Source organism: Pseudomonas sp. MWU13-3659, assembly GCF_023757525.1.
In the GTDB taxonomy this organism is placed as follows: domain Bacteria; phylum Pseudomonadota; class Gammaproteobacteria; order Pseudomonadales; family Pseudomonadaceae; genus Aquipseudomonas; species Aquipseudomonas entomophila_E.
Genome location: NZ_JAMSHW010000003.1, coordinates 46,746 through 66,061 on the forward strand (window position 1 = coordinate 46,746; position 19,316 = coordinate 66,061).

The 19,316-nt window shown below is 66.6% G+C and carries 19 protein-coding genes; 6 read left to right on the forward strand and 13 right to left on the reverse strand.

Features of this window, described 5'->3' with window-relative positions; all coding sequences use genetic code 11:
- Positions 1-8 precede the first annotated feature (8 nt).
- Genes NGM28_RS05280 through NGM28_RS05325 form a run of 10 tightly spaced genes read right to left on the reverse strand, consistent with a single transcriptional unit; the run spans position 9 to position 11,241 of the window.
- Positions 9-1,055 (reverse strand): Gfo/Idh/MocA family protein, encoded by a 1,047-nt coding sequence (locus NGM28_RS05280; protein WP_252088955.1) that lies wholly within the window; start codon positions 1,053-1,055, stop codon positions 9-11.
- On the reverse strand, positions 1,052-2,944 hold the full coding sequence (locus tag NGM28_RS05285) for an asparagine synthetase B family protein (RefSeq protein WP_252088957.1): 1,893 nt from the start codon (positions 2,942-2,944) through the stop codon (positions 1,052-1,054). Before NGM28_RS05285 ends, NGM28_RS05280 begins: the two co-directional genes overlap by 4 nt.
- Positions 2,941-4,299 (reverse strand): UDP-N-acetylglucosamine 2-epimerase, encoded by a 1,359-nt coding sequence (locus tag NGM28_RS05290; protein WP_252088959.1) that lies wholly within the window; start codon positions 4,297-4,299, stop codon positions 2,941-2,943. Before NGM28_RS05290 ends, NGM28_RS05285 begins: the two co-directional genes overlap by 4 nt.
- 37 nt (positions 4,300-4,336) lie before the next feature.
- Positions 4,337-5,515, reverse strand: a complete 1,179-nt coding sequence (locus NGM28_RS05295; protein WP_240066025.1) for a 3-dehydroquinate synthase family protein — start codon at positions 5,513-5,515, stop codon at positions 4,337-4,339.
- Positions 5,512-6,786 (reverse strand): DegT/DnrJ/EryC1/StrS family aminotransferase, encoded by a 1,275-nt coding sequence (locus NGM28_RS05300; protein ID WP_252088962.1) that lies wholly within the window; start codon positions 6,784-6,786, stop codon positions 5,512-5,514. Before NGM28_RS05300 ends, NGM28_RS05295 begins: the two co-directional genes overlap by 4 nt.
- A complete protein-coding gene (locus tag NGM28_RS05305) occupies positions 6,783-7,580 on the reverse strand; it encodes a glycosyltransferase family protein (RefSeq protein WP_240066023.1) in 798 nt (265 codons plus the stop codon). Before NGM28_RS05305 ends, NGM28_RS05300 begins: the two co-directional genes overlap by 4 nt.
- Entirely contained in the window at positions 7,573-8,280 is a 708-nt protein-coding gene (locus NGM28_RS05310) for a PIG-L deacetylase family protein (protein ID WP_252088963.1), read from the reverse strand. Before NGM28_RS05310 ends, NGM28_RS05305 begins: the two co-directional genes overlap by 8 nt.
- On the reverse strand, positions 8,277-9,368 hold the full coding sequence (locus tag NGM28_RS05315) for a glycosyltransferase (RefSeq protein ID WP_252088964.1): 1,092 nt from the start codon (positions 9,366-9,368) through the stop codon (positions 8,277-8,279). The genes NGM28_RS05310 and NGM28_RS05315 overlap by 4 nt, the downstream gene beginning before the upstream one ends.
- Positions 9,365-10,186 (reverse strand): class I SAM-dependent methyltransferase, encoded by an 822-nt coding sequence (locus NGM28_RS05320; protein ID WP_252088966.1) that lies wholly within the window; start codon positions 10,184-10,186, stop codon positions 9,365-9,367. Before NGM28_RS05320 ends, NGM28_RS05315 begins: the two co-directional genes overlap by 4 nt.
- Positions 10,183-11,241, reverse strand: coding sequence for an SPASM domain-containing protein (locus tag NGM28_RS05325; RefSeq protein ID WP_353620511.1), 1,059 nt, complete (start codon positions 11,239-11,241; stop codon positions 10,183-10,185). The genes NGM28_RS05320 and NGM28_RS05325 overlap by 4 nt, the downstream gene beginning before the upstream one ends.
- A gap of 414 nt (positions 11,242-11,655) precedes the next feature.
- Between NGM28_RS05325 and NGM28_RS05330 the strand changes: the two genes are divergently transcribed.
- The gene (locus NGM28_RS05330) at positions 11,656-12,651 is read left to right on the forward strand and encodes a GHMP family kinase ATP-binding protein (RefSeq protein WP_252088970.1); all 996 of its coding nucleotides are present in this window, start codon (positions 11,656-11,658) and stop codon (positions 12,649-12,651) included.
- Positions 12,652-12,667: 16 nt separating this feature from the next.
- Entirely contained in the window at positions 12,668-13,387 is a 720-nt protein-coding gene (locus tag NGM28_RS05335; RefSeq protein ID WP_252088972.1) for a nucleotidyltransferase family protein, read from the forward strand.
- Between the two features lie 160 nt (positions 13,388-13,547).
- Here the strand turns inward: NGM28_RS05335 and NGM28_RS05340 are convergent, their stop codons facing one another.
- Together NGM28_RS05340 and NGM28_RS05345 are read right to left on the reverse strand one after the other, a co-directional pair.
- A complete protein-coding gene (locus NGM28_RS05340) occupies positions 13,548-14,204 on the reverse strand; it encodes a CoA transferase subunit B (RefSeq protein ID WP_213660865.1) in 657 nt (218 codons plus the stop codon).
- A gap of 35 nt (positions 14,205-14,239) precedes the next feature.
- Positions 14,240-14,938 (reverse strand): CoA transferase subunit A, encoded by a 699-nt coding sequence (locus NGM28_RS05345; protein ID WP_240066016.1) that lies wholly within the window; start codon positions 14,936-14,938, stop codon positions 14,240-14,242.
- Between the two features lie 120 nt (positions 14,939-15,058).
- Between NGM28_RS05345 and NGM28_RS05350 the strand changes: the two genes are divergently transcribed.
- Positions 15,059-15,964, forward strand: a complete 906-nt coding sequence (locus NGM28_RS05350) for a LysR family transcriptional regulator (RefSeq protein ID WP_240066015.1) — start codon at positions 15,059-15,061, stop codon at positions 15,962-15,964.
- Positions 15,952-16,773 carry an aldo/keto reductase gene (locus NGM28_RS05355; RefSeq protein WP_252088973.1) on the forward strand — a complete coding sequence of 274 codons (822 nt, stop codon included), beginning with the start codon at positions 15,952-15,954 and terminating at the stop codon, positions 16,771-16,773. Before NGM28_RS05350 ends, NGM28_RS05355 begins: the two co-directional genes overlap by 13 nt.
- An 88-nt stretch (positions 16,774-16,861) precedes the next feature.
- On the opposite strand, the gene NGM28_RS05360 is transcribed toward NGM28_RS05355, so the two are convergent.
- Complete coding sequence (locus tag NGM28_RS05360) at positions 16,862-17,452, reverse strand: lytic transglycosylase domain-containing protein (protein ID WP_252088974.1); 591 nt, start codon at positions 17,450-17,452, stop codon at positions 16,862-16,864.
- Between the two features lie 174 nt (positions 17,453-17,626).
- Here NGM28_RS05360 and gspG point away from each other — a divergent pair, with 174 nt between their 5' ends.
- Both gspG and NGM28_RS05370 read left to right on the forward strand, forming a co-directional pair.
- A complete protein-coding gene (gene gspG, locus NGM28_RS05365; protein WP_240066012.1) occupies positions 17,627-18,052 on the forward strand; it encodes a type II secretion system major pseudopilin GspG in 426 nt (141 codons plus the stop codon).
- 11 nt (positions 18,053-18,063) lie between these two features.
- Positions 18,064-19,254, forward strand: coding sequence for a type II secretion system F family protein (locus NGM28_RS05370; RefSeq protein WP_252088975.1), 1,191 nt, complete (start codon positions 18,064-18,066; stop codon positions 19,252-19,254).
- The last annotated feature ends 62 nt before the right edge of the window (positions 19,255-19,316 follow it).

Below are 19,316 nucleotides of genomic sequence, written 5' to 3' on the forward strand. Positions count from 1 at the left end.
TTGATCGGCTATGGCTGCAGCAACACCGGCTGGCCGCTGCGGCTGGATTCGAGAATGGCTTCGGCCAGCTGCACCGCGCGCAGGCCGTCGCGGGCCTGGCACACCGGTGGTGTGCCATGGCGGATGCAGGCGTACAGGTGGCGGTGCTCGTTGGGGAAGGCGTCGTCGTTGGTGCCCCAGTCGTGCTGCCAGGTCCAGGTGCCAGCTGGCTGCTCGGGCCGGTCATAGCGATACAGGCTCAAGACCTTCTCGCCCCGGGCGTTGGGGAACTGCAGCACGCCCTGCTCGCCGACCACGTCGAAGGTCGGGCGGATCCCGGCCCGCCCCACGCACAAAGGCTCCCAGCCCAGGCCGCTGGCGGCCCAGGACTCCGACCACAGCGCCTGGTCGCCGGAGACGAAATCGATCACCGCGATCACCGTGTCGTGGGCGCTGGTCGGCCCCAGCTTGAGCTTGCGGGTTGAGGCGTAGACCTTGCGTGCCGGGCCGAACATCCAGGTCACGAAGTCCAGCCAGTGGGTGTGTTCGAACACCACCCCGCCGCCCAGTTCGGCATCGTGGATGGCCGGGCTGTCGGCGCCCTTGCACACCGCCCAGACATCCCGGAACACCACCGGGCGACCCAGCACACCGCTTTGCACGACCTTGCGCAGGTTGCCCGCATCGGCGGAAAAGCGCATCGGGTAGCCCAGCAGGAACACCCGCTGGCTGTCCTCGGCCACCCGCACCACCTCCTGGCATTGCGCCGAGGTCTTGGCCAGGGGCTTTTCGCAGAACACGTGCTTGTTGGCCCGCAGTGCCGCGATGGCGAGTTCGGCGTGGTTGAACGGTGGCGTCAGGATCCACACACACTCGATCAGCGGGTCGTCCAGCACTTGCTGGAAGTCCTCGGTCCAGCCCGTTACCCGCCACTTCTGCGCCAGCGCCTGGGCCTTGCCCGGCACGCTGTCGCACAGGCAACACACGTCGAACAGGTCCCTGAGCTTGTCCAGCTCTTCCAGGTGCCAGTCACACACCGTGCCGCAGCCGATCAAGGCCGTTCGTATCGCGCTCATCCGTTCCCCCGCAAGCTGAAGGCCCGGCTGGTGTCGAGCCATTGTTGAAACATCAGCACCGACCACAGCCGCTCTTCCCTGAAGTGCTCGCCATGGTGCAGCAACCGCGTCCATTCCCAACGCACCTGGGCCACGTCGAAGAAACCTTCGTCGCGCAGGCGACCTGGCGCCAGCAGGTGCTCGGCCCAGTCGCGCAGGTGGTGGCGCAGCAGTGGGCTTACCCAGATGCTGAAGCCCAGCTTCTTGCGCTCGAGCAGAGCCCTGGGGATGTATTGGTAGGCCACTTGGCGCAGCAGCCACTTGGAGGTGTGCTTGCGGTGCTTGAGGTGGTGGGGCAAGCCCCTGGCGAAGTCCAGCAGCGCCCCGTCGAGAAACGGCATGGCCACCCGCAGGCCGGCGTGGTCGCAGGCACAGATGGTCTTTTGCGTCACTGGTGCGATGAGGATTTCCCCTTGCACCTGCACCAACTGGTCGAGCAACACCGACAATCTGGGTGGCTCGGCACCGGTACCCGGCCAGGGAATATCCAGCCAGCCTTCGCCAAGCACCAGCCGCCCGGGGTCCAGCACCCGAGCGCCGAGCACGCGCTCAACCTGCCCCAGGCCATTGGCAGCCAGCACGCCCCGCACGTCCTCGAAAGCATCACGGCCGGGGTCGTCCAACGCCAGGCGTCGACCGAGCCAACGGGCCAGGCCTGTAGCAAGCGGCGTCGAGCACCGTTCGGCCAGCTCCAGACCACGGCCCAGCGCAGCCCTGCCCCAAGGCGGCAAGCGGCGTGCACGGAGCACGCTGCGGTACATGTCCAGGCGTTGGGCGTACTCGCCCAGCACGCAATCGGCGCCATCGCCGGCGAACACTGTGTCGACGTACTCGCTGGCGGCGCGGGCCAGCAACATCGAAGGCAGTTGCGACGAGTCGGCCAGGGGTTCGCCATAGGTATTGGGGATGTCAGGCACCACGCCTGCCAGCGCCGCGTCATCGAGCCGGATCTCGTGGTGCAGGGTCCCCAGGTGCCGGGCAATGGCCGCAGCGTCCGGGGCCTCGTTGCAATGCATGCCCTGGAAGCCTGCGGTGAACGTATGGATGGGCTTGCCCTGGATTTTCTGCAGCAGCGCCGCGCCCAAGGTCGAATCAAACCCACTGGACATGAAGGCGCCAGCCGTGGAGCCATCCAGCCGGGATTCGACAGCCGCCAGCAGATGGCGCTCGAAGGCCTGGGTGGCGGTCCCTGCCTCGATGGGCTTGCGCTGGGTGGTCGGCAGGTATGCCCAGGATGAAGACGCATAGGGCTGTTGCGCCACTTCACCGGCGTCGTGGGCCGACAGCGACACCCAGTGGCCGGGCTGCAGCTTGCGCACCTGCCGGTAGAAGGTATGCGGCGCCGGGACAAAACCGTAACGCACGAACAGCGCCAGCGTCTGCCGGTCGACGTCCAGTTGCCGGTGCAACGGGCGGAAGGCGCCGAAGTCGCTGCTGAACAACCAGTGTTCATTCAGTCGGCCGTAGAACACCGTGAACTGCGTGGTACGGTCGCAGGCCAGGACCAGTCGCTGCTGCCCGGCGCTCCAGTGCGCCAGGGCGAACTTGCCGTTGATCCGGTTCAGGGTCGCCACTTCGCCCCAGGCCAGGAACGCCAGGGTCAGCAGCTCGCCGTCGGTGTGTGGCTGCCCCGCCAGACCCAGCCAGCCCTGAAACTGGGCGCGGTTGAGCAGCTCACCACACCACAGTGTGTGACTGTGCGCGGTGGAAGGTAGTTGATCGGCCTCAAGCCCCAGAGCTTGGCTCATGGGCGACAGCCAGGGCCGCAGATCGCCCATGCCACTGCCCAGCCCACCACAGAGGTGCGCAGACGCAGCCTTGGCGCTGGTGACCTGCGCCGGGCGGTTCACGCTTGCACCCGCGGCAGGTACTGTGCCTGGGCGCCCGCCAGCACGGCGGGTGCCTCGTACACCTTGAGCAGTTCGGCGATGCCCTGCCCCACGGCCTGGCCATAGAGCGTGCGGCCGCGCTGCAAGCCTGGCCAGGCCTCGGCCACCGGGCGCGCCAGCACATCGCGCAGGTGCCGATGGACGAACGCCGCCGACAGCGGCGGCAGCAGCAGGTTGCTCTGCGCGTCGAGCACGGTTTCCGGGCGGTCGGTGCTCAACCGGCAGGTCAGGCAAGGCACGCCCAGCACTGTGGCCTCCTCTTGCAGGCCGCCGCTGTCGGTGTACAGCGCCAGGCAATGGCCAGAGGTCAGGAAGTGGATGACATCGGTGTAGTGCGGCCACATCGGCTGGACCACCACGCCTTTGAGCCGGACGTCGTGCAGCAGGCCGGCGAGCTGATGCTGGACCAGTGCGCCGTCGAGGGCGTTGGTGCGCACCAGCACCACTTGCACACCGTCGATGGCCAGCCGCCCCAGCCCCTGCAACACCGCCTGCAAGGCCTGGGCGGTCATGTTCTCGCGCCGGTGCAGGTCCACCCGCAGCCAGCGGCCCTGGGCCAGTTCCGGGTAAAGGCTGAACAACTGACTGCGTGCAGCCCGTGGCAAGGCCAGGCGCACCGCGTCGCTGCTCAGCGAGCCGACCTGGCGCAGCTGTGGCAGCGGGTAGCCCTCGCGCAGCAGGTGCTCGACATTGCGCTCCACCGGGGCCAGCAGCAGGTCGCCGACCACACTGGCCAGGGTGGTGCAGACCCCTTCCGGGAAGGGCTCTTCGTAAAACCGCTGCCAGCGCAGCTGGCGTTGCTCGGCCAGGTCCTGCAGGTTCGCCCAGGCAGCGCGATCAGGACCGTAGCTGCGCAGCCCGGCCTCGACGTGCACGCTGCGCGCGCCATGGGCCAGGTACCAGAACTGGGCGAACAGCGCCGCCGTGGCGGTGTCCCCGGACACCAGCGGCACCGCGCTCTGGCGCAGCCCACCGGCCTTGAGCCGGGCATCGAGGCATTCGATGGCCAGCGCCAGTTGCGCGGTGCGCCCCAGCAATGAGCCACGGATGCCGAAACTCACCGCCAACAGGTGCTCATAACCCAGCTCCTCCCTGGCCTGGGTCAGTACCGGGTCGTAGTGCTGGCCGGTGTCGATCAGCAGGAACGGCAACCGCAGCGCCTCGCAGGCCAGCACCAGGCTGGCCAGCTTGATGTAGCACGGCTTGGTGGCGAGCACGATCAGGTACAGCGGCCGCTGCTCGCGGTTGGCCTGGTCGATGGCAGCGGCCAGGCGGGCTTCATCCACCCAGGCCAGGTTGAAACTCGGTTCGGGCATCACGACATTCCTTATCGCGAGCGGTGGTCGGGAAGGTTTACTCGGCAACGCGCAACGCGGTGTAGTAGCCCGCCTGCAACTTGGCGTAGGCCCGGCGAATCTCGCCTTCGTCCACCCCCACCAGCGGCTGGCCCTGGCTCATGGCCGGCTGGCCGATGCCGCGCAACAGCACGAAGGGGTAGTGCCCGGCGTTCAGGCGAATGCGCCCGCGCTTGTTGTCCTGGCGGATGCGCGCCATGACCCGGTCGAACGACGGCGGGCAATCCAGGCCCAGAGGCGCAGCGCAGCGTCGCAGCAGCTGGGCATGCAGGTGTTCTTCCTGTTCGCTGAGCCAGCCACGCTCCCGCGCGATGGCAGCGGCCACCAGCATCCCCAGGCCGACGGCGTGGCCGTGGGTCAGGGTGCCGGTCTCCAGCTCCAGGGCATGGCCGACGGTGTGCCCGTACTCCAGCACCACGCCCAGTTCGTGCTCCAGCGGGTCGTCCAGCAGCAGTTGCTGCTTGGCCTGGATCCCCAACTGCACCAACTCGATCCAGCCGGCCGGCGAGGTGTCCGCCGCCAGGCGCTCGAGCGCCGGCACCGTCGCGGCGTCGAAGGCCAAGCCGTTCTTGCACAACTCCACCACCCCGGCGGAGAACGCCGGCGCTGGCAGGCTCTGCAGGTACTGCACATCGACACAACACAGGCTTGCCGGGTGGTACAGGCCGTACATGTTCTTCGCCGCGCTGCCGTTGACCGCCTGCTTCTGCGACAGCACCGAATCGGACATCGCCAGCAACGTGGTCGGGATGTGCACCAGGCGAATGCCGCGGTACAGCAACCCGGCCAGCATGCCGGCCAGGTTGCCGGTAAGGCCGCCACCGAACGCCACCACCACGGAACGCCGGGTCGCGCCACCGGCCACGGCCTGGTCGAGCAGGCCCTGCAACACGCCGAGGGTCTTGGCCGCCTCGATCGCGTCCACCAGCAGGCAGGTCACCGGCAGGTGGCGTTGCAGGGCGGCGAGCAACGGCGCCCCCCACAGTTCGTAGACCCGTCGATCGGCCACCAGCAGAATGTGTGCGGCCTGCTCGCTGACCCGCTGGGCAATCTGCTCGGTGAAGCGGTAGCCCAGCAACATTTCCATGCGCTGCTCGCCGAAGCGGAAGTCCAGGGCGCGGACCGGCTGTTCCTGGGTAGAACGCCGCGCCGGTATATCCTGCAGAAGCGAATTCATAGCCCTTCTCCTTGACCCGCACGCAGTTCGTGCGCGTGTTCCTTGACCTTGGCGAACGCCTGCGCGACATGGACCATCGCCTGGTCGTCGGCGAGGAACAACCAATGGGCCAGCATCACGTGCTGGCGATGTGCGGCCTGGGCGCACAGCAGTGGTTGCGGCACCCGCGGGGCCGTCAACAGGCGCTGGGAGTGGCCGCGCGCAAGCACCGCGAATGCGTCCATCGGCGGATAAGGCGGGTGCACCCAGCAACCCAGTTCGGCGGACAGCGCCCGGCACACCTGCTCTACCGGCACACCCTCGAACTCAGGGCCCTCCAGGCGTACCGGAAAGTGGTACAAGGTGGTCCGCTCGGTGCCTTCGGCGCTCTGCTGGAAGGCGAACCCGCCGATTTCCTGGAGGAACAGGCGCAAGCGCTGGGCCTGGCGGGCGCGCTGGGCGTTTTCATGGTCCAGGTCTTCCAGGCGGCTGAGCAGGATCGCCGCCTGGGGCTCGCTGAGGCAGGCGTTCTGGGCAAAGCCCTGGCCGCCCTCCTCCAGCGTCATGTAGCCCGGTGGCACCGCCTCGGTAACCCGTTGCCGACCGTCCGCGCGCAGGCGAAAGATACGCGCGGCCAGGTCAGGGTCGTCGCAGATGCAGGCACCGCCCTCGCCGCTGGTCAGCACCTTGCCGTTCTGCATGCTGAAGGTGCCGACCGCACCGAGCGTCCCCACATGCCGCCCGCGCCACTGGGCGCCATGGGCCTGGGCGCAATCCTCGATCAGGTGCAGGCCGTGGCGGCGGGCCATCGGCAGCAGCGCATCCAGGTCGGCGATGGCGTTGTACAGGTGCACCACCATGATCGCCCGGGTGCGCGGGCTGATCGCCGCCTCCACTGCATGGGGGTCGAGGCACAGTGAGTGGGGGTCGATGTCGACGATGACCGGCACCGCGTTGATCGCCAGTACCGCGCTGGCGCAGGCCACCCAGGTCAGCCCCGGGACGATCACCTCGTCCCCGGCGCCGATGCCCAGGGCCTGCATGGCCGCCATCAGGGCACTGGTGCCGTTGGCCGTGGGCACGCAGTGGCGCACGCCGTTGTACTGGGCAAAGGCCTCGGCGAAGCGCTGGTCCCAGGTCGGGCTGCCGTCGGTCTCCAGGCCGCTGACCGACCAACGCCCGCTGCGCATCACCGTGAGCAGGGCGCGTTCGCTTTTCACCGTGGACTGCGGCCATTGTGGCCAGGCCTGGCTGTGCACCGGAGTGCCACCGAACAATGCCAGGCCACTCATGGGTGGGCCCCGGCGCTGGCCTGGGTCGGGCCGCTGGTCTGGCGCAGGTTGGACACGCCACCCAGGTAATAACGCACGGTGGCGCGCTCCGAGCAGGCGAACTTCACCCCTCGCTCGCGCACCCGCTGGAACAGCTTGTCGTCTTCACCGACCCGCAGGTCCACTTCGCGCTGGCTGAAGCGTTCGTCGAAGCCCAGGCCGCGCAAGCACTCGGTGCGGAACAGCCATTCGTTCATGTCCACCGTGGCGCAGCTGTCGGGCTCCTCGGGGCCGCGCACCCCGTCGCGCATCACCGGGCTGCCGGGGCTGAACACACCGTGGGCCAGGCCCCAGCGGTACATCCTGTCGGCCACCACCGGGTCGTCGTGCCAGGGGTAGTGGGTGAACGGGAACGGCGTGCCGTCCGGGTTGAGCACCTGGCGCCAGGCATGGGCCGCCTGCAACTGTGGGTCTTCCAGGCACTGGCAGAGAGTCTGCAGATGCTCGGGTTCGAGCGCATTGTCATCATCGAGGAACGCCACCAGCGGCTGCTCCACCTGGGCCAGCGCCGCGGCCCGCAGGCGTGCCATGCGCTGCGAAGAAGCACCTTGGAACGGCTGCCCTTCGAGCGGCTGCCACACCACCCACTCCCGCCACCCCACCAAGGCTGGATGCGCCCGCAGTGCCATGGCCCGCTCGGACAGGATGCGATGCTCGACACGCAGGCCGCCCTGCTGCGCGGCGACACTGGCGATACAGCGCGCCAACGCCTGCGGGCGGTCCACGGCGAAGGTCAGGATACAGATATCAGCCAAGGGTCCAGACACGTTCACCTCCGATCAAATGAGCATGGGTTGCCACCGAGGCCAGGTCTTTTTCCGCCACCTGGGAGGCATAACCGGCCAGGTGCCTGAGTTTTTCCGGCAGCCAGTCAGCCAACGGCGTGAGCAGTGGCCGCAAGCCCTGGGTGGTGCGCGCCAGCTGCTGTGCCAGGGCATCTGCCGACAGTTCGCCGGCATAGGGCAGGTCTTCATAGAACAGCAGCGGGCAGACGTCGGCGAACACCCGCTGCGCGGCCCGGCGCGTGAGCAGGTGGTCGACATGCCCGCCTATCCCCAGTGGCGCATAGACCCTGGCCGGTCGGGCCTGCTCCAGGCGCTGGCGCAGCCGCTGTTCCAGGCGTTCGAGCACCGGATCTTCAGGCACCGCGCCGTCATCGACGAACAGCGAATCGACATCGGGATAGCCGCGCAGCGGGGCTTCGGCCAGGTCCAGGCACTCGTGGGCCAGGTGCAGCGCGGTGCAGAAACGGGCTTCCTCAGCCTGGCGCCAGCGGGAAATCTGCGCCTGGGTATTCAGCCTCGGCGCGTATGGGGCGAAACGGCTCTGGGAAAAGATCGTCAGCAGGCGTATGCCCTGCCCTCGCTCCGCCCCGCCGAGCAAGCGCCCCGCCATCGAATAGGCGATGTCGTCGCAGTGGGGCGACAGCAGCCAGGCTTCCCCCCGGCTGCTCATGGCCGCGGGCCTGCCGCCAGCGCACGGGCGTAGGCCGCGTTCAGGGTGGCCAGCGCCCGGGCTGGGGCGAACTGCTGCTCGAAACGCTCGCGCAACTGCTCGCCCAGTATCTTCCGGCCCTGGCCATTCAGTGCCTGCGCCAAGGCATCGGCCATGGCGCGGGTGTCGCCGACCGCCGTCAGCCACGGATACGCCTGCCCGCACACCCAGCGCGCACCGCTGGTCGCCGAGGCCACCAGCGGCCGGCCCCTGGCGGCCAGTTCCAGAAGCGCGACCGGCGCGCCTTCGAACAGTGAGCTGAGCACGAACACATCGGCACTGGCCGCCACGTCATCGATGCCGCCGAAAGGTTCGAAGCCGCCGGCAAAATCCACCGATGCCTCGATGCCCAGCATCCGCGCCAGATTTTCCAGGCGCTCCTGGTCTTCGCCTTCGCCCCAGAGGCGCAAGGTGGCGCGTGGGCAACGCTCCAGCAGCAAGGCGAACGCCGCCAGCAGGAACTCCAGGCCCTTTTCCGCCGACAAGCGCGAAATGCACCCCACCACCTGCCCCGACTCACGGCGCGCCGAAACCTTGGCGGGGACACTGAGCAAGGTGTTGGCCAGTACGCTGACACTCCCACGGTAGGCGTAGTGTTCGTGGGCGTGAATGGCGGCATCGGGGTTGAGCACCAACAGCCCGTCGAGCTCATGCAGGCGTTGTCTCAACGTGTTCGGCAGCCACCAGCAGCGGGGGCTCAGGTCGGTGGGTTCCCAACCGATGACCGGCACCGCCGTGCGCCGGTCCAGCCACGCCAGGCAATGGGCTTCGATGGGCATGAACTGGATCAGGTCGGCGGGCCGCTCCACCAGCAGACGCGCCAGCGTGTCGGCCATGGCCGTCGCGCCGCCATCCGCGTCCTGAACCACGTTCAGGCCCTCGACCTGCAACAGGGCCCGCCACGCCGGGTGTACGTCAGGCCCGGTGAGCAAGCGCAGACGATGGCCGTCGCCAGCCACCAGCCGGGCAAAGGTCACGGCCGCGTATTCACTGCCGCCCAAGCTGGCCAGCGAAGGCACCACCCAGATCAGCTCCAGCGCGGGCTTCATGGGCGCACCAACTGAAAGAACCCGCCCTGTTCACCCGGCACGCCTTCAAGGTCGCGCCCGGTGATGCGTTCGACCGCGAAGCCCGCCCGTTGCGCGGCTTCGACCAGTTCGGCATTGCTGTGGTTGCGCTGGCGGATGGTCTTCCAGTCACGCCGTGCTTCGCGTCCCTGGCTATCGATGAAACTGTACAGCTGGTGGCTGACCAGCCAGCGGCTTTCGGGGTCGTATTCCTCCCACCCCATCATCGCCACATGCAACGGCCCCTGCTCACTGGCGATGCCTCCCGACAGGCCGTGGCTCTGCATCGGCTTGGGGAAGGGGGCAGCAGCCGAAGCAAGGCGGACCGCCGAGCGTTCACGCATATCGGTCAGCAACTGGCCGCCGGGGCGCAGCGCGGCATGGGCGATCACCATGAAGCATTGCAACTGGTCGAGGTCGAAATGGGTCACGAAATCATCGGCGGTCACCAGGGCGTCGAAAGTCCCCCGCAGGGGTTCGTCGAGCACACTGCCGCGGGCCCAGCTCAAACGGGCCCGGACCTGTGGTGCGAGGCCCCCGGCCTTGGCGGCAAGATAGCCCAGCATCGCCTCGCTGATGTCCACCCCGTGCACCCGGTGGCCATCTTCCAGCAGCGGCAGGGCCAGGCGCCCGGTGCCGCAACCGATGTCCAGCACCTGGCGCGCCGGCCCGCGCAGTTGCTCGCGGTACCAGGCGATGGTGTTGGCGGAGTCGGCGTCCCCGGCGCTGGCATCGAACAAGGCCGGGTCGTAGAAGTTCGCCAGCCAGGGCGGATCGAGGGTCATGTCGCGAAGGTTCATAGGGTCACCCTGTAGTTGGCCCACTCAGGCTCCAGCCAGTCTTCCAGGTCCATGTAGCGGCGCTCGTAGCACCAGTTGCAATCGGCGCACTGCTTGATGGCCGGCCCGCCCAGGCGCTGGTGATGCTCGGCGCGCAACTGGCGCATTTCGGGGCCATTCCAGAAGGCCGCGAAACCGCCCTGCTGCCAGTCGCCGAAGGTGAACTCGTCGCGGCCGTTGAGGTGGTCGCAGAAACCCAGGCGCCCACGGCTGTTGATGTAGAGGTATTGCCAGGGGTGAATGCAGACCTTGTGCACGGCGTGGTGCTGGATGCTGGCCGCGGACAGCGCCGCCGACAGCTCGAGTTGCAGGTGGTGCTGGCGTTGCAGCTGACCGAGCCGGGCCATCACCGTGGCGACCTTCTCGGTATGGAACTCCAGGCGGTTGGGATCTTCGTCGGGCGCCCACAGCGGTTCGAACTTGAACCGGCGCACCCCCAGCCCCATACCCAGTTCGAGGATGCCCGCCAGTTCATCGAGGTTGCGCCCGCTGACGGTCACGCACAGGTAGAGCTTTTCCGCCGGATCATGGCCGGCCTCTCGCTGGGCCTCGGTGAGCAGGCGCAGGTTGGCCAGCACCTGCTCGAGGTCGGCGCCGCCACGCAATTCGCGAAACAGCGGCGCCGTGGCGGCATCGAACGAAACGCCGACGGTGATGCCCTCGTGCCCCAGGCGCTGCCACAGGTGTGGTTTGCGCACCACCGCGTTGGTAATCAGCTTGAGCTTGACCGGATAACCCAGCGCCACGTCCAGGTAGTCGAGAAAACCAGGCACGATGGTGCTTTCGCCCCAACCCCGCAGGTCGACGAATTCGGCGGTGGGAAACAGCGCGGCGGCCATTTCCTTGAACATCGGCAGCGGCAGGATATTGCCCTTGACCGGGCTGCAGCGACACATCGGGCAGACCAGGTTACAGCGGTCTGTCAATTCGACGTAAATAGCACGCGGTAGTTCGGCATGTGTCACCGGATCACTACAGGCACTTTGAAGCTGAATAAACTGAATATTATCAGTCATGACCGAACGCCCCTACTTCCCTGCTTGTCCATGGGACCAAGAACTTGACGCTTCCCTAGCCTCGAACCCGAAAACTTCCTGCCTGCCAGGCGCGCGGTGAAGTTCTACGATAGCACTGGTTTTCAGCGCTGCAATATTTGTCCAACACAGGGGAAGCCGCAAAAACCCTGCCGACAAACGGCGCCAGAAAGGGCTATCAGCCCTGCTAAGCTGGGCATTCAGCGCGCCATCAACTTGCAGACAAACTTCATAATGACTAGTGCTTTTTATATATCACCAACACGATAAGTTCATCACTTAGGCAGGGAACTCGCTTAAGTAAAAGACAGCAATGGATGGCGCTTGCATTGTGAGCCGGCCGCACAATGAATCACGCCCCCACATACACAGTTGTATATTGGGAGTTGCTCGCCTGTGATCATTACCCGCACGCCTTATCGTATTTCGTTCTTTGGCGGCGGCACGGATTATCCCGCCTGGTACAAAGCCCATGGCGGCGCGGTACTGTCCACCGCCATCGACAAGTATTGCTATATCAGCTGCCGCCACTTGCCGCCGTTTTTCGAACACCGGTTCCGGATTGCCTATTCACGGATCGAGAACGTGATGCACCCCCGCGAGATCGAACACCCCGCGGTGCGCGCGGTTTTGCAGTACCTGGGCTGCGAAGACGGCCTGGAGATCCATGTCGACGGCGACCTGCCGGCCCGCTCGGGCATGGGCTCCAGTTCCTCCTTCACCGTCGGCCTGCTGCACGCATTGAAGGCCCTGCAGGGCCACGCCATCGCCCGTGAAGCGCTCGCCAGGCTGGCCCAGCATGTGGAACAGCAGGTCATCGGCGAAAGCGTCGGCTCCCAGGACCAGATCGCCGCCGCGATTGGTGGCTTCAACCGGATCGACTTCCTGCGCGGCGATGGCGGTTTCACCGTTACCCCGGCCGATGTGCCAAGGCCTCGACTCGTGGCGCTGCAAGATCACCTGATGCTGTTCTTCACCGGTTTTTCCAGGATCGCGGCCAAGATTGCCCAGTCGAAGATCGACAACCTGGGCAACCGTCTCGCTGAGCTGACCCGACTCCATGCCATGGTCGACGAGGCACTCGCCATTCTCCAGGGCCCAGGGCCGCTGGAGGCCTTTGGCGAGTTGCTGCATTGCAGCTGGCTGCTGAAGAAGAACCTGTCGAACCAGGTCAGCAACCAAGACATCGACCACCTCTACACCATCGCCCGGTCGTCGGGCGCCATTGGCGGCAAGCTGCTGGGGGCCGGCGGTGGCGGTTTCATGCTGTTGTTCGTCAAACCCGAGCGGCAAGCCCAGGTCCGCGAAAGCCTGCGCGACCTTGTCCATGTGCCCTTCCGGTTCGAGCCGTCCGGCAGCCAACTGATGCGCTACCAGCCCAGTGCCTTCTGATACAGGAGCCCAAGACATGTCCATACGTACCGCGGTGGTTCTGGCCGGAGGCCTGGGCACACGCTTGCGCAGCGTGGTCAGCGATGTACCCAAACCGATGGCGCCTGTCGCCGGGCGGCCGTTCCTGGAGTATCTGTTCGACTACTGGATCGACCAGGGCATCGAGCGCTTCGTGCTCTCGGTCGGTTACCGCCACGAAGCAATCATCGAGCACTTCGGCGATTTTTACCGTGGCGCCGCGCTGAACTATGCAAGGGAGCCGCAGCCCTTGGGCACAGGTGGCGGGTTGCTGATGGCGCTCGAACACCTGACGGAGGCCGACAAGAACTTCCTGCTGCTCAATGGCGACACCTGGTTCACCCTGGACCTGGCCACGCTTCAGCAGTACGCCGAGCAGCACCACGCAGACTGCTGCCTGGCGCTCTATCGCAGTGGGGAACCCCGGCGGTACACAGGCATCACCCTCGATGACAGCGGTCACGTCCTGGCCTTTGCCCATACCCGCGCCGATGCGGGGGCATGGGTCAACGGCGGGGTCTACTGGATGCGTCGGGCATGCCTGGAGTACCTCGCTCACCGTGCCGGGCAAGCGGCGTCGTTGGAGGAGCAGTTGCTGCCGCAGTGGCTGGACAGCGGGTTGAATGTGCTGGGGTTCGAGGCATCGGGGCGGTTTATCGATATCGGGGTGCCCCATGATTATCAGCGGGCGGGTGCGTTGATCAATGCGCCGCGTTAGGGGTGTTCGACGAAGGTTTTGCAGTGCCCATGAGACCGAGCGCCGTGCGGGCGGCGCTCGATCTCGAGAACGCTACAAAGCTGTAGCCCTGCACCTGCCCACCAGCACGAAATAAAAAACCCCGAGGCACCGCCACGGGGTTTACGAGACACCTACACCATCAGAACGTCATTTCCTTCACATCATCCGGCACGATCAGCTTGCCGGCAGTCTTCTCGATGATCTCCTCGACACTCACCCCCGGCGCGGTCTCGCGCAGGATGAACGCGCCGTTGTCGATCTCCAGGTAAGCCAGGTCGGTCAGCACCTTGCGGATGCAGCCGGCACCGGTCAGCGGCAGGCTGCAACGCGGCAGCAACTTGGACTCGCCGTCCTTCGAGGCGTGGGTCATGGTGACGATGATGTTGTCGGCGCCGGCCACCAGGTCCATGGCGCCGCCCATGCCCTTGACCAGCTTGCCGGGGATCATCCACGAGGCGATGTTGCCTTCCACGTCCACCTCGAAGGCCCCCAGCACAGTGAGGTCGACGTGACCGCCGCGGATCATCGCGAAGGACTGCGCCGAGTCGAAGATCGACGCGCCACGGCGGGCGGTGACGGTCTGCTTGCCGGCGTTGATCATGTCGGCGTCGATCGTGCTCTCGGTGGGGAACTCGCCCATGCCCAGCAGGCCGTTTTCCGATTGCAGCATCACGTCCATGTCGGCGGGGACGTAGTTGGCCACCAGGGTGGGGATGCCGATACCGAGGTTGACGTAGTAGCCGTCCTTCAGTTCACGGGCGACGCGTTGGGCCATTTGTTCGCGGGTCAATGCCATGGTCAGGATCTCTTTGTTGTTCTTGAGGTTGGCGCTCAGGCCTTGACGGTGCGCTTCTCGATGCGCTTCTCGAAGGTGCCGACGATGATCCGGTCGACGTAGATGCCCGGGGTGTGGATCTCGCTGGGCAGCAGCACGCCGGGCTCGACGATCTCCTCGACCTCGACCACGGTGATCTTGCCGGCGGTGGCGGCCAGCGGGTTGAAGTTCTGCGCGGTGTTGCGGTAAATCACGTTGCCGTAGTGGTCGGCCTTCCAGCCCTTGACGATGGCGAAGTCGCCGGTGATCGACTCTTCGAGGATGTACTTGCGGCCCTTGAACTCGCGCACTTCCTTGCCTTCGGCGACCGGGGTGCCGTAGCCGGTGGCGGTGTAGAAGGCCGGGATGCCAGCACCACCGGCGCGCATCTTCTCGGCCAGGGTGCCTTGCGGGGTCAGTACCACTTCCAGCTCGCCGCTGAGCAGCTGGCGCTCGAACTCGGCGTTCTCGCCCACGTACGAGGCAACCATCTTGCGGATCTGCCGGTCCTCGAGCAGCACGCCCAAACCGAAACCGTCGACGCCGCAGTTGTTGGAGACCACGGTCAGGCCCTTGACGCCACGGCGCTTGATCTCGGCGATGAGGTTCTCAGGGATGCCGCACAGGCCGAATCCGCCGGCCAGTACCGTCATGTCGTCGGTCAGGCCTGCCAGGGCCTCTTCATAAGTTGCTACACGCTTGTCCAGTCCGGCCATGCTCAGTCGCCTTTTGTAGTTGTTGGAACCGTGCGGTCATCTTCACTGTAGACGACTGATTTGTTAATTTTGTTTTCGTCATCGATTGATAACTTTTGCAAAACAAAGGGCAAGCCTGTCATGAACGTCAAGCAGCTGCGTGCTTTCGTCACCGTGGCCAAGTACCAGAGCTTCGCCCAGGCCGGCGAACACCTGCACGTCTCGCAACCGGCCCTGAGCCTGACCATCAAGGCGCTGGAGGACAACCTCGGCGGCGCCCTGCTCACCCGCACCACCCGCAGCGTCAGCCTGACCCCCGAGGGCGAGGTGCTGCTGCCCCTGGCCCGGCGCCTGCTGGCCGACTGGGACGACACCGAAGAACTGCTGCGCCAGCGCTTCACCCTGCAACTGGGCCGAGTGTCGGTGGCGGCCATGCCGGCCTTCGCCGGCAACCTGCTGCCGCAGTCGCTCAAGGTGTTTCGCCAGCGCTACCCCAAGGTCAACGTCACCGTGCACGACGTGATCAACGAGCAGGTGCTGGAGCTGGTGCGCCACCGCCGCGTCGAGTTGGGCATCGGCTTCGAGCCCGAGCGCAGCGAGGCGTTGCGCTTTCATCCGCTGTACATGGACCGTTTCGTCGCCGTGGTGCCCGCCGACTCGCCCCTCGCCCGCCAGCCCCAGGTGCGCTGGCAGGAACTGCTGGCCCAGGACTTCATCGCCCTGCAGCGGCCCTCCGCCGTGCGCCTGCTGCTGGAGCAACACCTGGCCGCCAACCATGGCAAGCTCGCGGTGGCCTTCGAAAGCCACCAGCTGTCGACTGTCGGCCGCATGGTCGCCAGCGGCCTGGGCGTAAGCGCCGTGCCGGCGCTGTGCATCGAGCAGATGCAGGAGCTCGGCGCGCGCTGTGTGGCGCTGGTCGAACCCACCATCGAGCGGCGCATCGGCGTGATCGCCCTGAGCGACCACAAGCTGTCGAAAGCCGCCGAGGCCCTGCTCGATGTACTGCTGACCCATACCCTTCCACAGGAGGTGACATGCGATACGTGAATCTGGCGGGCTCCCGCGTGCCGACCATTGGCCAGGGCACCTGGTACATGGGCGAGGATCCAGGCCACAAAGCCGCCGAGGTAGCGGCGCTGCAACAGGGGATCGAGCTCGGCCTGACCCTGATCGATACCGCCGAGATGTACGCCGAGGGCGGTGCCGAGCGGGTGGTCGGCCAGGCCATCGCCGGGCGCCGCGACCAGGTGTTCCTGGTCAGCAAAGTGTATCCGCACAACGCCAGCCGGCGCGGTGTACCTGAAGCCTGTGAGCGCAGCCTCAAGCGCCTGGGCACCGACTGCATCGACCTGTACCTGTTGCACTGGCGCGGACAGTACCCGTTGGAAGAAACGGTGGAAGCCTTCGAGCGCCTGGTCGAGCAGGGCAAGATCCGCCGCTGGGGCGTCTCCAACTTCGACCTCGATGACCTGCGCGAGCTGGACAGCCCCGCCTGCGCCACCAACCAGGTGCTGTACAACCCGGCCGAGCGCGGCATCGAGTTCGACCTGCTGCCATGGAGCCGACAACAACAGCTACCAACCATGGCCTATTGCCCCTTGGCCCAGGCCGGGCGCTTGCTGCGCCACCCGGTGTTGGGGGAAATCGCCGAGCGCCATGGGGCGACGCCGGCGCAGGTCAGCCTGGCGTGGGTGACGCGTGACGATGGGGTGATCGCCATTCCCAAGGCGGTGAAGCCCGAGCATGTGCGCTTGAACGCGGCGGCCGGAGCACTGGCGCTGGACGACGCAGACCTGCAAGCGATCGACCAGGCGTTCCCGCCGCCAACGCGCAAGCAGCGCCTGGCGATGCTCTGATGCCCTCCTGTAGGAGCCGGCTTGCCGGCGAACCCGGCAACGCGTTGATGGGCACCGGCTTTGCCGGTGTTCGCCGGCAAGCCGGCTCCTACAAGGGCGCGTCTGCCGCCAACCCTCGCAATAGTCGGTAGTCACGCAACACCGTCGGCACATAGCGCCGGGTCTCGGCAAACGGGGGCACTACCTTGCCACGGCTGAGCACCGCTTCCGGCCCGGCGTTATAGGCCGCCACCGCCAGGGTGATGTCGTTGTCGAACAGCGTCAGCATGCGCTTCAGATAACGCGCGCCGCCCTGCAGATTGGACTGCGGGTCCAGCACATCCTTCACCCCCAGTTCCCTGGCAGTGTCCGGCATCAACTGCATCAACCCACCCGCGCCCTTGGCCGAGCGCGCCTTGGGGTTGTAGCCGGACTCGGCCTTGATCAACGCATGCAACAACGCCTGCGGCACATCGTTGGCCAGCGCGGCGGCGGCCACCAGGTCGGCGTAGGGGCGCCCGGTGACCAGCTGTGCATCGACCGGCCCCGTGCCCGTTTCGCTGATCACCCGCTCATAGTGCCGCCCCGGCCGGTGCACGTTGGACAGCACGTAACCACCCTTGCCGTCGCTGGAGACATACACATCGGCCTGGGCGCCCAGCGCCAGCAGCCCGGTCAATCCCAGAATCAGTCCACGCATGTCGATCGCCTCCCACCGTGGCCCCCGATGTGGGGGAAATGCCCCGGAAAACCCCGGGCCCGCAGTGACGACGCAAGCCGCGTGCCGCTTGCCATCCCGCATGGCGCAAGGGCCCGGCGCAGACGTGCACGGCAGTTGCATGAGCCCACTGCACACGCAACGGAGGGTTCCCCCATGCAGCGCAGACATTTCGCCCAACGTGGTTTCACCCTGCTCGAACTGCTGGTGGTGCTGGTGGTGCTCGGTCTTTTGGCCGGCATCGTCGCGCCCAAGTACTTCAGCCAGCTAGGCCGCTCCGAAGCGAAGGTGGCGCGGGCGCAGATCGAAGGCCTGGGCAAGGCGCTGGACCTGTATCGCCTCGAAGTCGGCCACTACCCCAGCAGTGAGCAGGGCCTGCAGGCCCTGGTGGTTGCGCCCAGCGGCGAGGCTCGCTGGTCCGGCCCCTACCTGCAGAAAGCTGTGCCCCAGGACCCATGGGGCCGCGCCTACCTCTACCGGCAACCGGGCGAGAACGGCGGCGAATACGACCTGCTGTCGATGGGCAAGGACGGCCAGCCCGGGGGTGACGGGGAAAACGCCGAGATCACCAGTTGGCAGTGAGGGCCCAAGCCATGCGCTTTCGACTCAAGGCCCTGGGCAGCCAGGGCGTGGTGCAGTTGCAGGTGGAAGCCGAAGACATCGAACAGGCCCGACGCCAGGCCCAGGACCAGGGCTTGCGCGTGCTCAGCGTGCGCGGCCAGGGGCTGGGCCTGCGCGCCCTGCCCTGGCGCCGCGCGGCGGCCTTCGACCTGGTGCTGTTCAGCCAGGAACTGGCCACCCTGCTCAACGCCGGCCTGCCCCTGATAGACGCCCTGGAAAGCCTGACCGAAAAGGCCAGCGCCGGCACCACGCGCAAGCCACTGGAGCTGCTGGTGCGCCAACTCTACGAAGGCCGCTCGCTGTCCCAGGCCCTTGCCCGGCAACCACAGGTGTTCCCCAGCCTCTACGTGGCCCTGGTGCAGTCCAGTGAACGCACCGGCGCGCTGGGGGATGCCCTGGCCCGCTACATCGGTTATCGCCAACGCCTGGACCTGGTGCGGCAGAAACTGGTCGGCGCCTCGGTCTATCCATTGCTGCTGTTGCTGGTGGGCGGTGGCGTGGTGCTGTTCCTGCTGGGCTACGTGGTGCCGAGGTTCAGCCTGGTGTTCGAGGGCATGGGCACCGAGTTGCCCTGGCTGTCGCGGGTGCTGATGCAGATCGGCTTGTTCCTGCATGCCCAGCAACTGCCCCTGGGCCTCGGCGCCCTCGGTGGTATCGCGATGCTGGTCGCTATGCGTCGCCATCCCGCCGTGCGCCGCTGGGCCAGCCGCCAGTCGCGACGGATCCCGGCCCTGCACCGGCGCCTGGTGATGTATGAGCTGGCGCGTTTCTATCGCTCGCTGGGGATCCTGCTGCAGGGCGGCATCCCGATTCTCACCGCCCTGGGCATGGCCCGCGGGCTGCTCGGCAGCGCCGCAGCCGATGGCCTGGAGCATGCCAGCCGCCGTGTCGCCGAAGGCCTGCCCCTGTCCGACGCGCTGGCAACCGGGCAACTGGTGACGCCGGTGGCCTTGCGCCTGCTGCGCGCGGGTGAGCAATCGGGCAACCTGGGCGAGATGCTGGAACGCTGCGCGGACTTCCACGACCAGGAAATCGGCCGCTGGGTGGAGTGGTTCGTCAAACTGTTCGAGCCGCTGCTGATGACCTTCATCGGCCTGCTGATCGGGCTGATCGTGATCCTGATGTACATGCCGATCTTCGAACTGGCCTCAAGTATCCATTGAGCAAGCTGGCAAATGGCCACAAGCCTGGCTTAGCATGCGCCGTTTACCCCGAGAGCCTTGCA

Bases quoted from the DNA above. Each gene is read 5' to 3' on its own strand.
- NGM28_RS05280 (WP_252088955.1), bottom strand. From the start codon at position 1,055: ATGAGCGCGATACGAACGGCCTTGATCGGCTGCGGCACGGTGTGTGAC.
- NGM28_RS05290 (WP_252088959.1), bottom strand. From the start codon at position 4,299: ATGCCCGAACCGAGTTTCAACCTGGCCTGGGTGGATGAAGCCCGCCTG.
- NGM28_RS05295 (WP_240066025.1), bottom strand. From the start codon at position 5,515: ATGAATTCGCTTCTGCAGGATATACCGGCGCGGCGTTCTACCCAGGAA.
- NGM28_RS05300 (WP_252088962.1), bottom strand. From the start codon at position 6,786: ATGAGTGGCCTGGCATTGTTCGGTGGCACTCCGGTGCACAGCCAGGCC.
- NGM28_RS05310 (WP_252088963.1), bottom strand. From the start codon at position 8,280: ATGAGCAGCCGGGGGGAAGCCTGGCTGCTGTCGCCCCACTGCGACGAC.
- NGM28_RS05315 (WP_252088964.1), bottom strand. From the start codon at position 9,368: ATGAAGCCCGCGCTGGAGCTGATCTGGGTGGTGCCTTCGCTGGCCAGC.
- NGM28_RS05320 (WP_252088966.1), bottom strand. From the start codon at position 10,186: ATGAACCTTCGCGACATGACCCTCGATCCGCCCTGGCTGGCGAACTTC.
- NGM28_RS05325 (WP_353620511.1), bottom strand. From the start codon at position 11,241: ATGACTGATAATATTCAGTTTATTCAGCTTCAAAGTGCCTGTAGTGAT.
- NGM28_RS05335 (WP_252088972.1), top strand. From the start codon at position 12,668: ATGTCCATACGTACCGCGGTGGTTCTGGCCGGAGGCCTGGGCACACGC.
- NGM28_RS05340 (WP_213660865.1), bottom strand. From the start codon at position 14,204: ATGGCATTGACCCGCGAACAAATGGCCCAACGCGTCGCCCGTGAACTG.
- NGM28_RS05345 (WP_240066016.1), bottom strand. From the start codon at position 14,938: ATGGCCGGACTGGACAAGCGTGTAGCAACTTATGAAGAGGCCCTGGCA.
- NGM28_RS05350 (WP_240066015.1), top strand. From the start codon at position 15,059: ATGAACGTCAAGCAGCTGCGTGCTTTCGTCACCGTGGCCAAGTACCAG.
- NGM28_RS05355 (WP_252088973.1), top strand. From the start codon at position 15,952: ATGCGATACGTGAATCTGGCGGGCTCCCGCGTGCCGACCATTGGCCAG.
- NGM28_RS05360 (WP_252088974.1), bottom strand. From the start codon at position 17,452: ATGCGTGGACTGATTCTGGGATTGACCGGGCTGCTGGCGCTGGGCGCC.
- gspG (WP_240066012.1), top strand. From the start codon at position 17,627: ATGCAGCGCAGACATTTCGCCCAACGTGGTTTCACCCTGCTCGAACTG.
- NGM28_RS05370 (WP_252088975.1), top strand. From the start codon at position 18,064: ATGCGCTTTCGACTCAAGGCCCTGGGCAGCCAGGGCGTGGTGCAGTTG.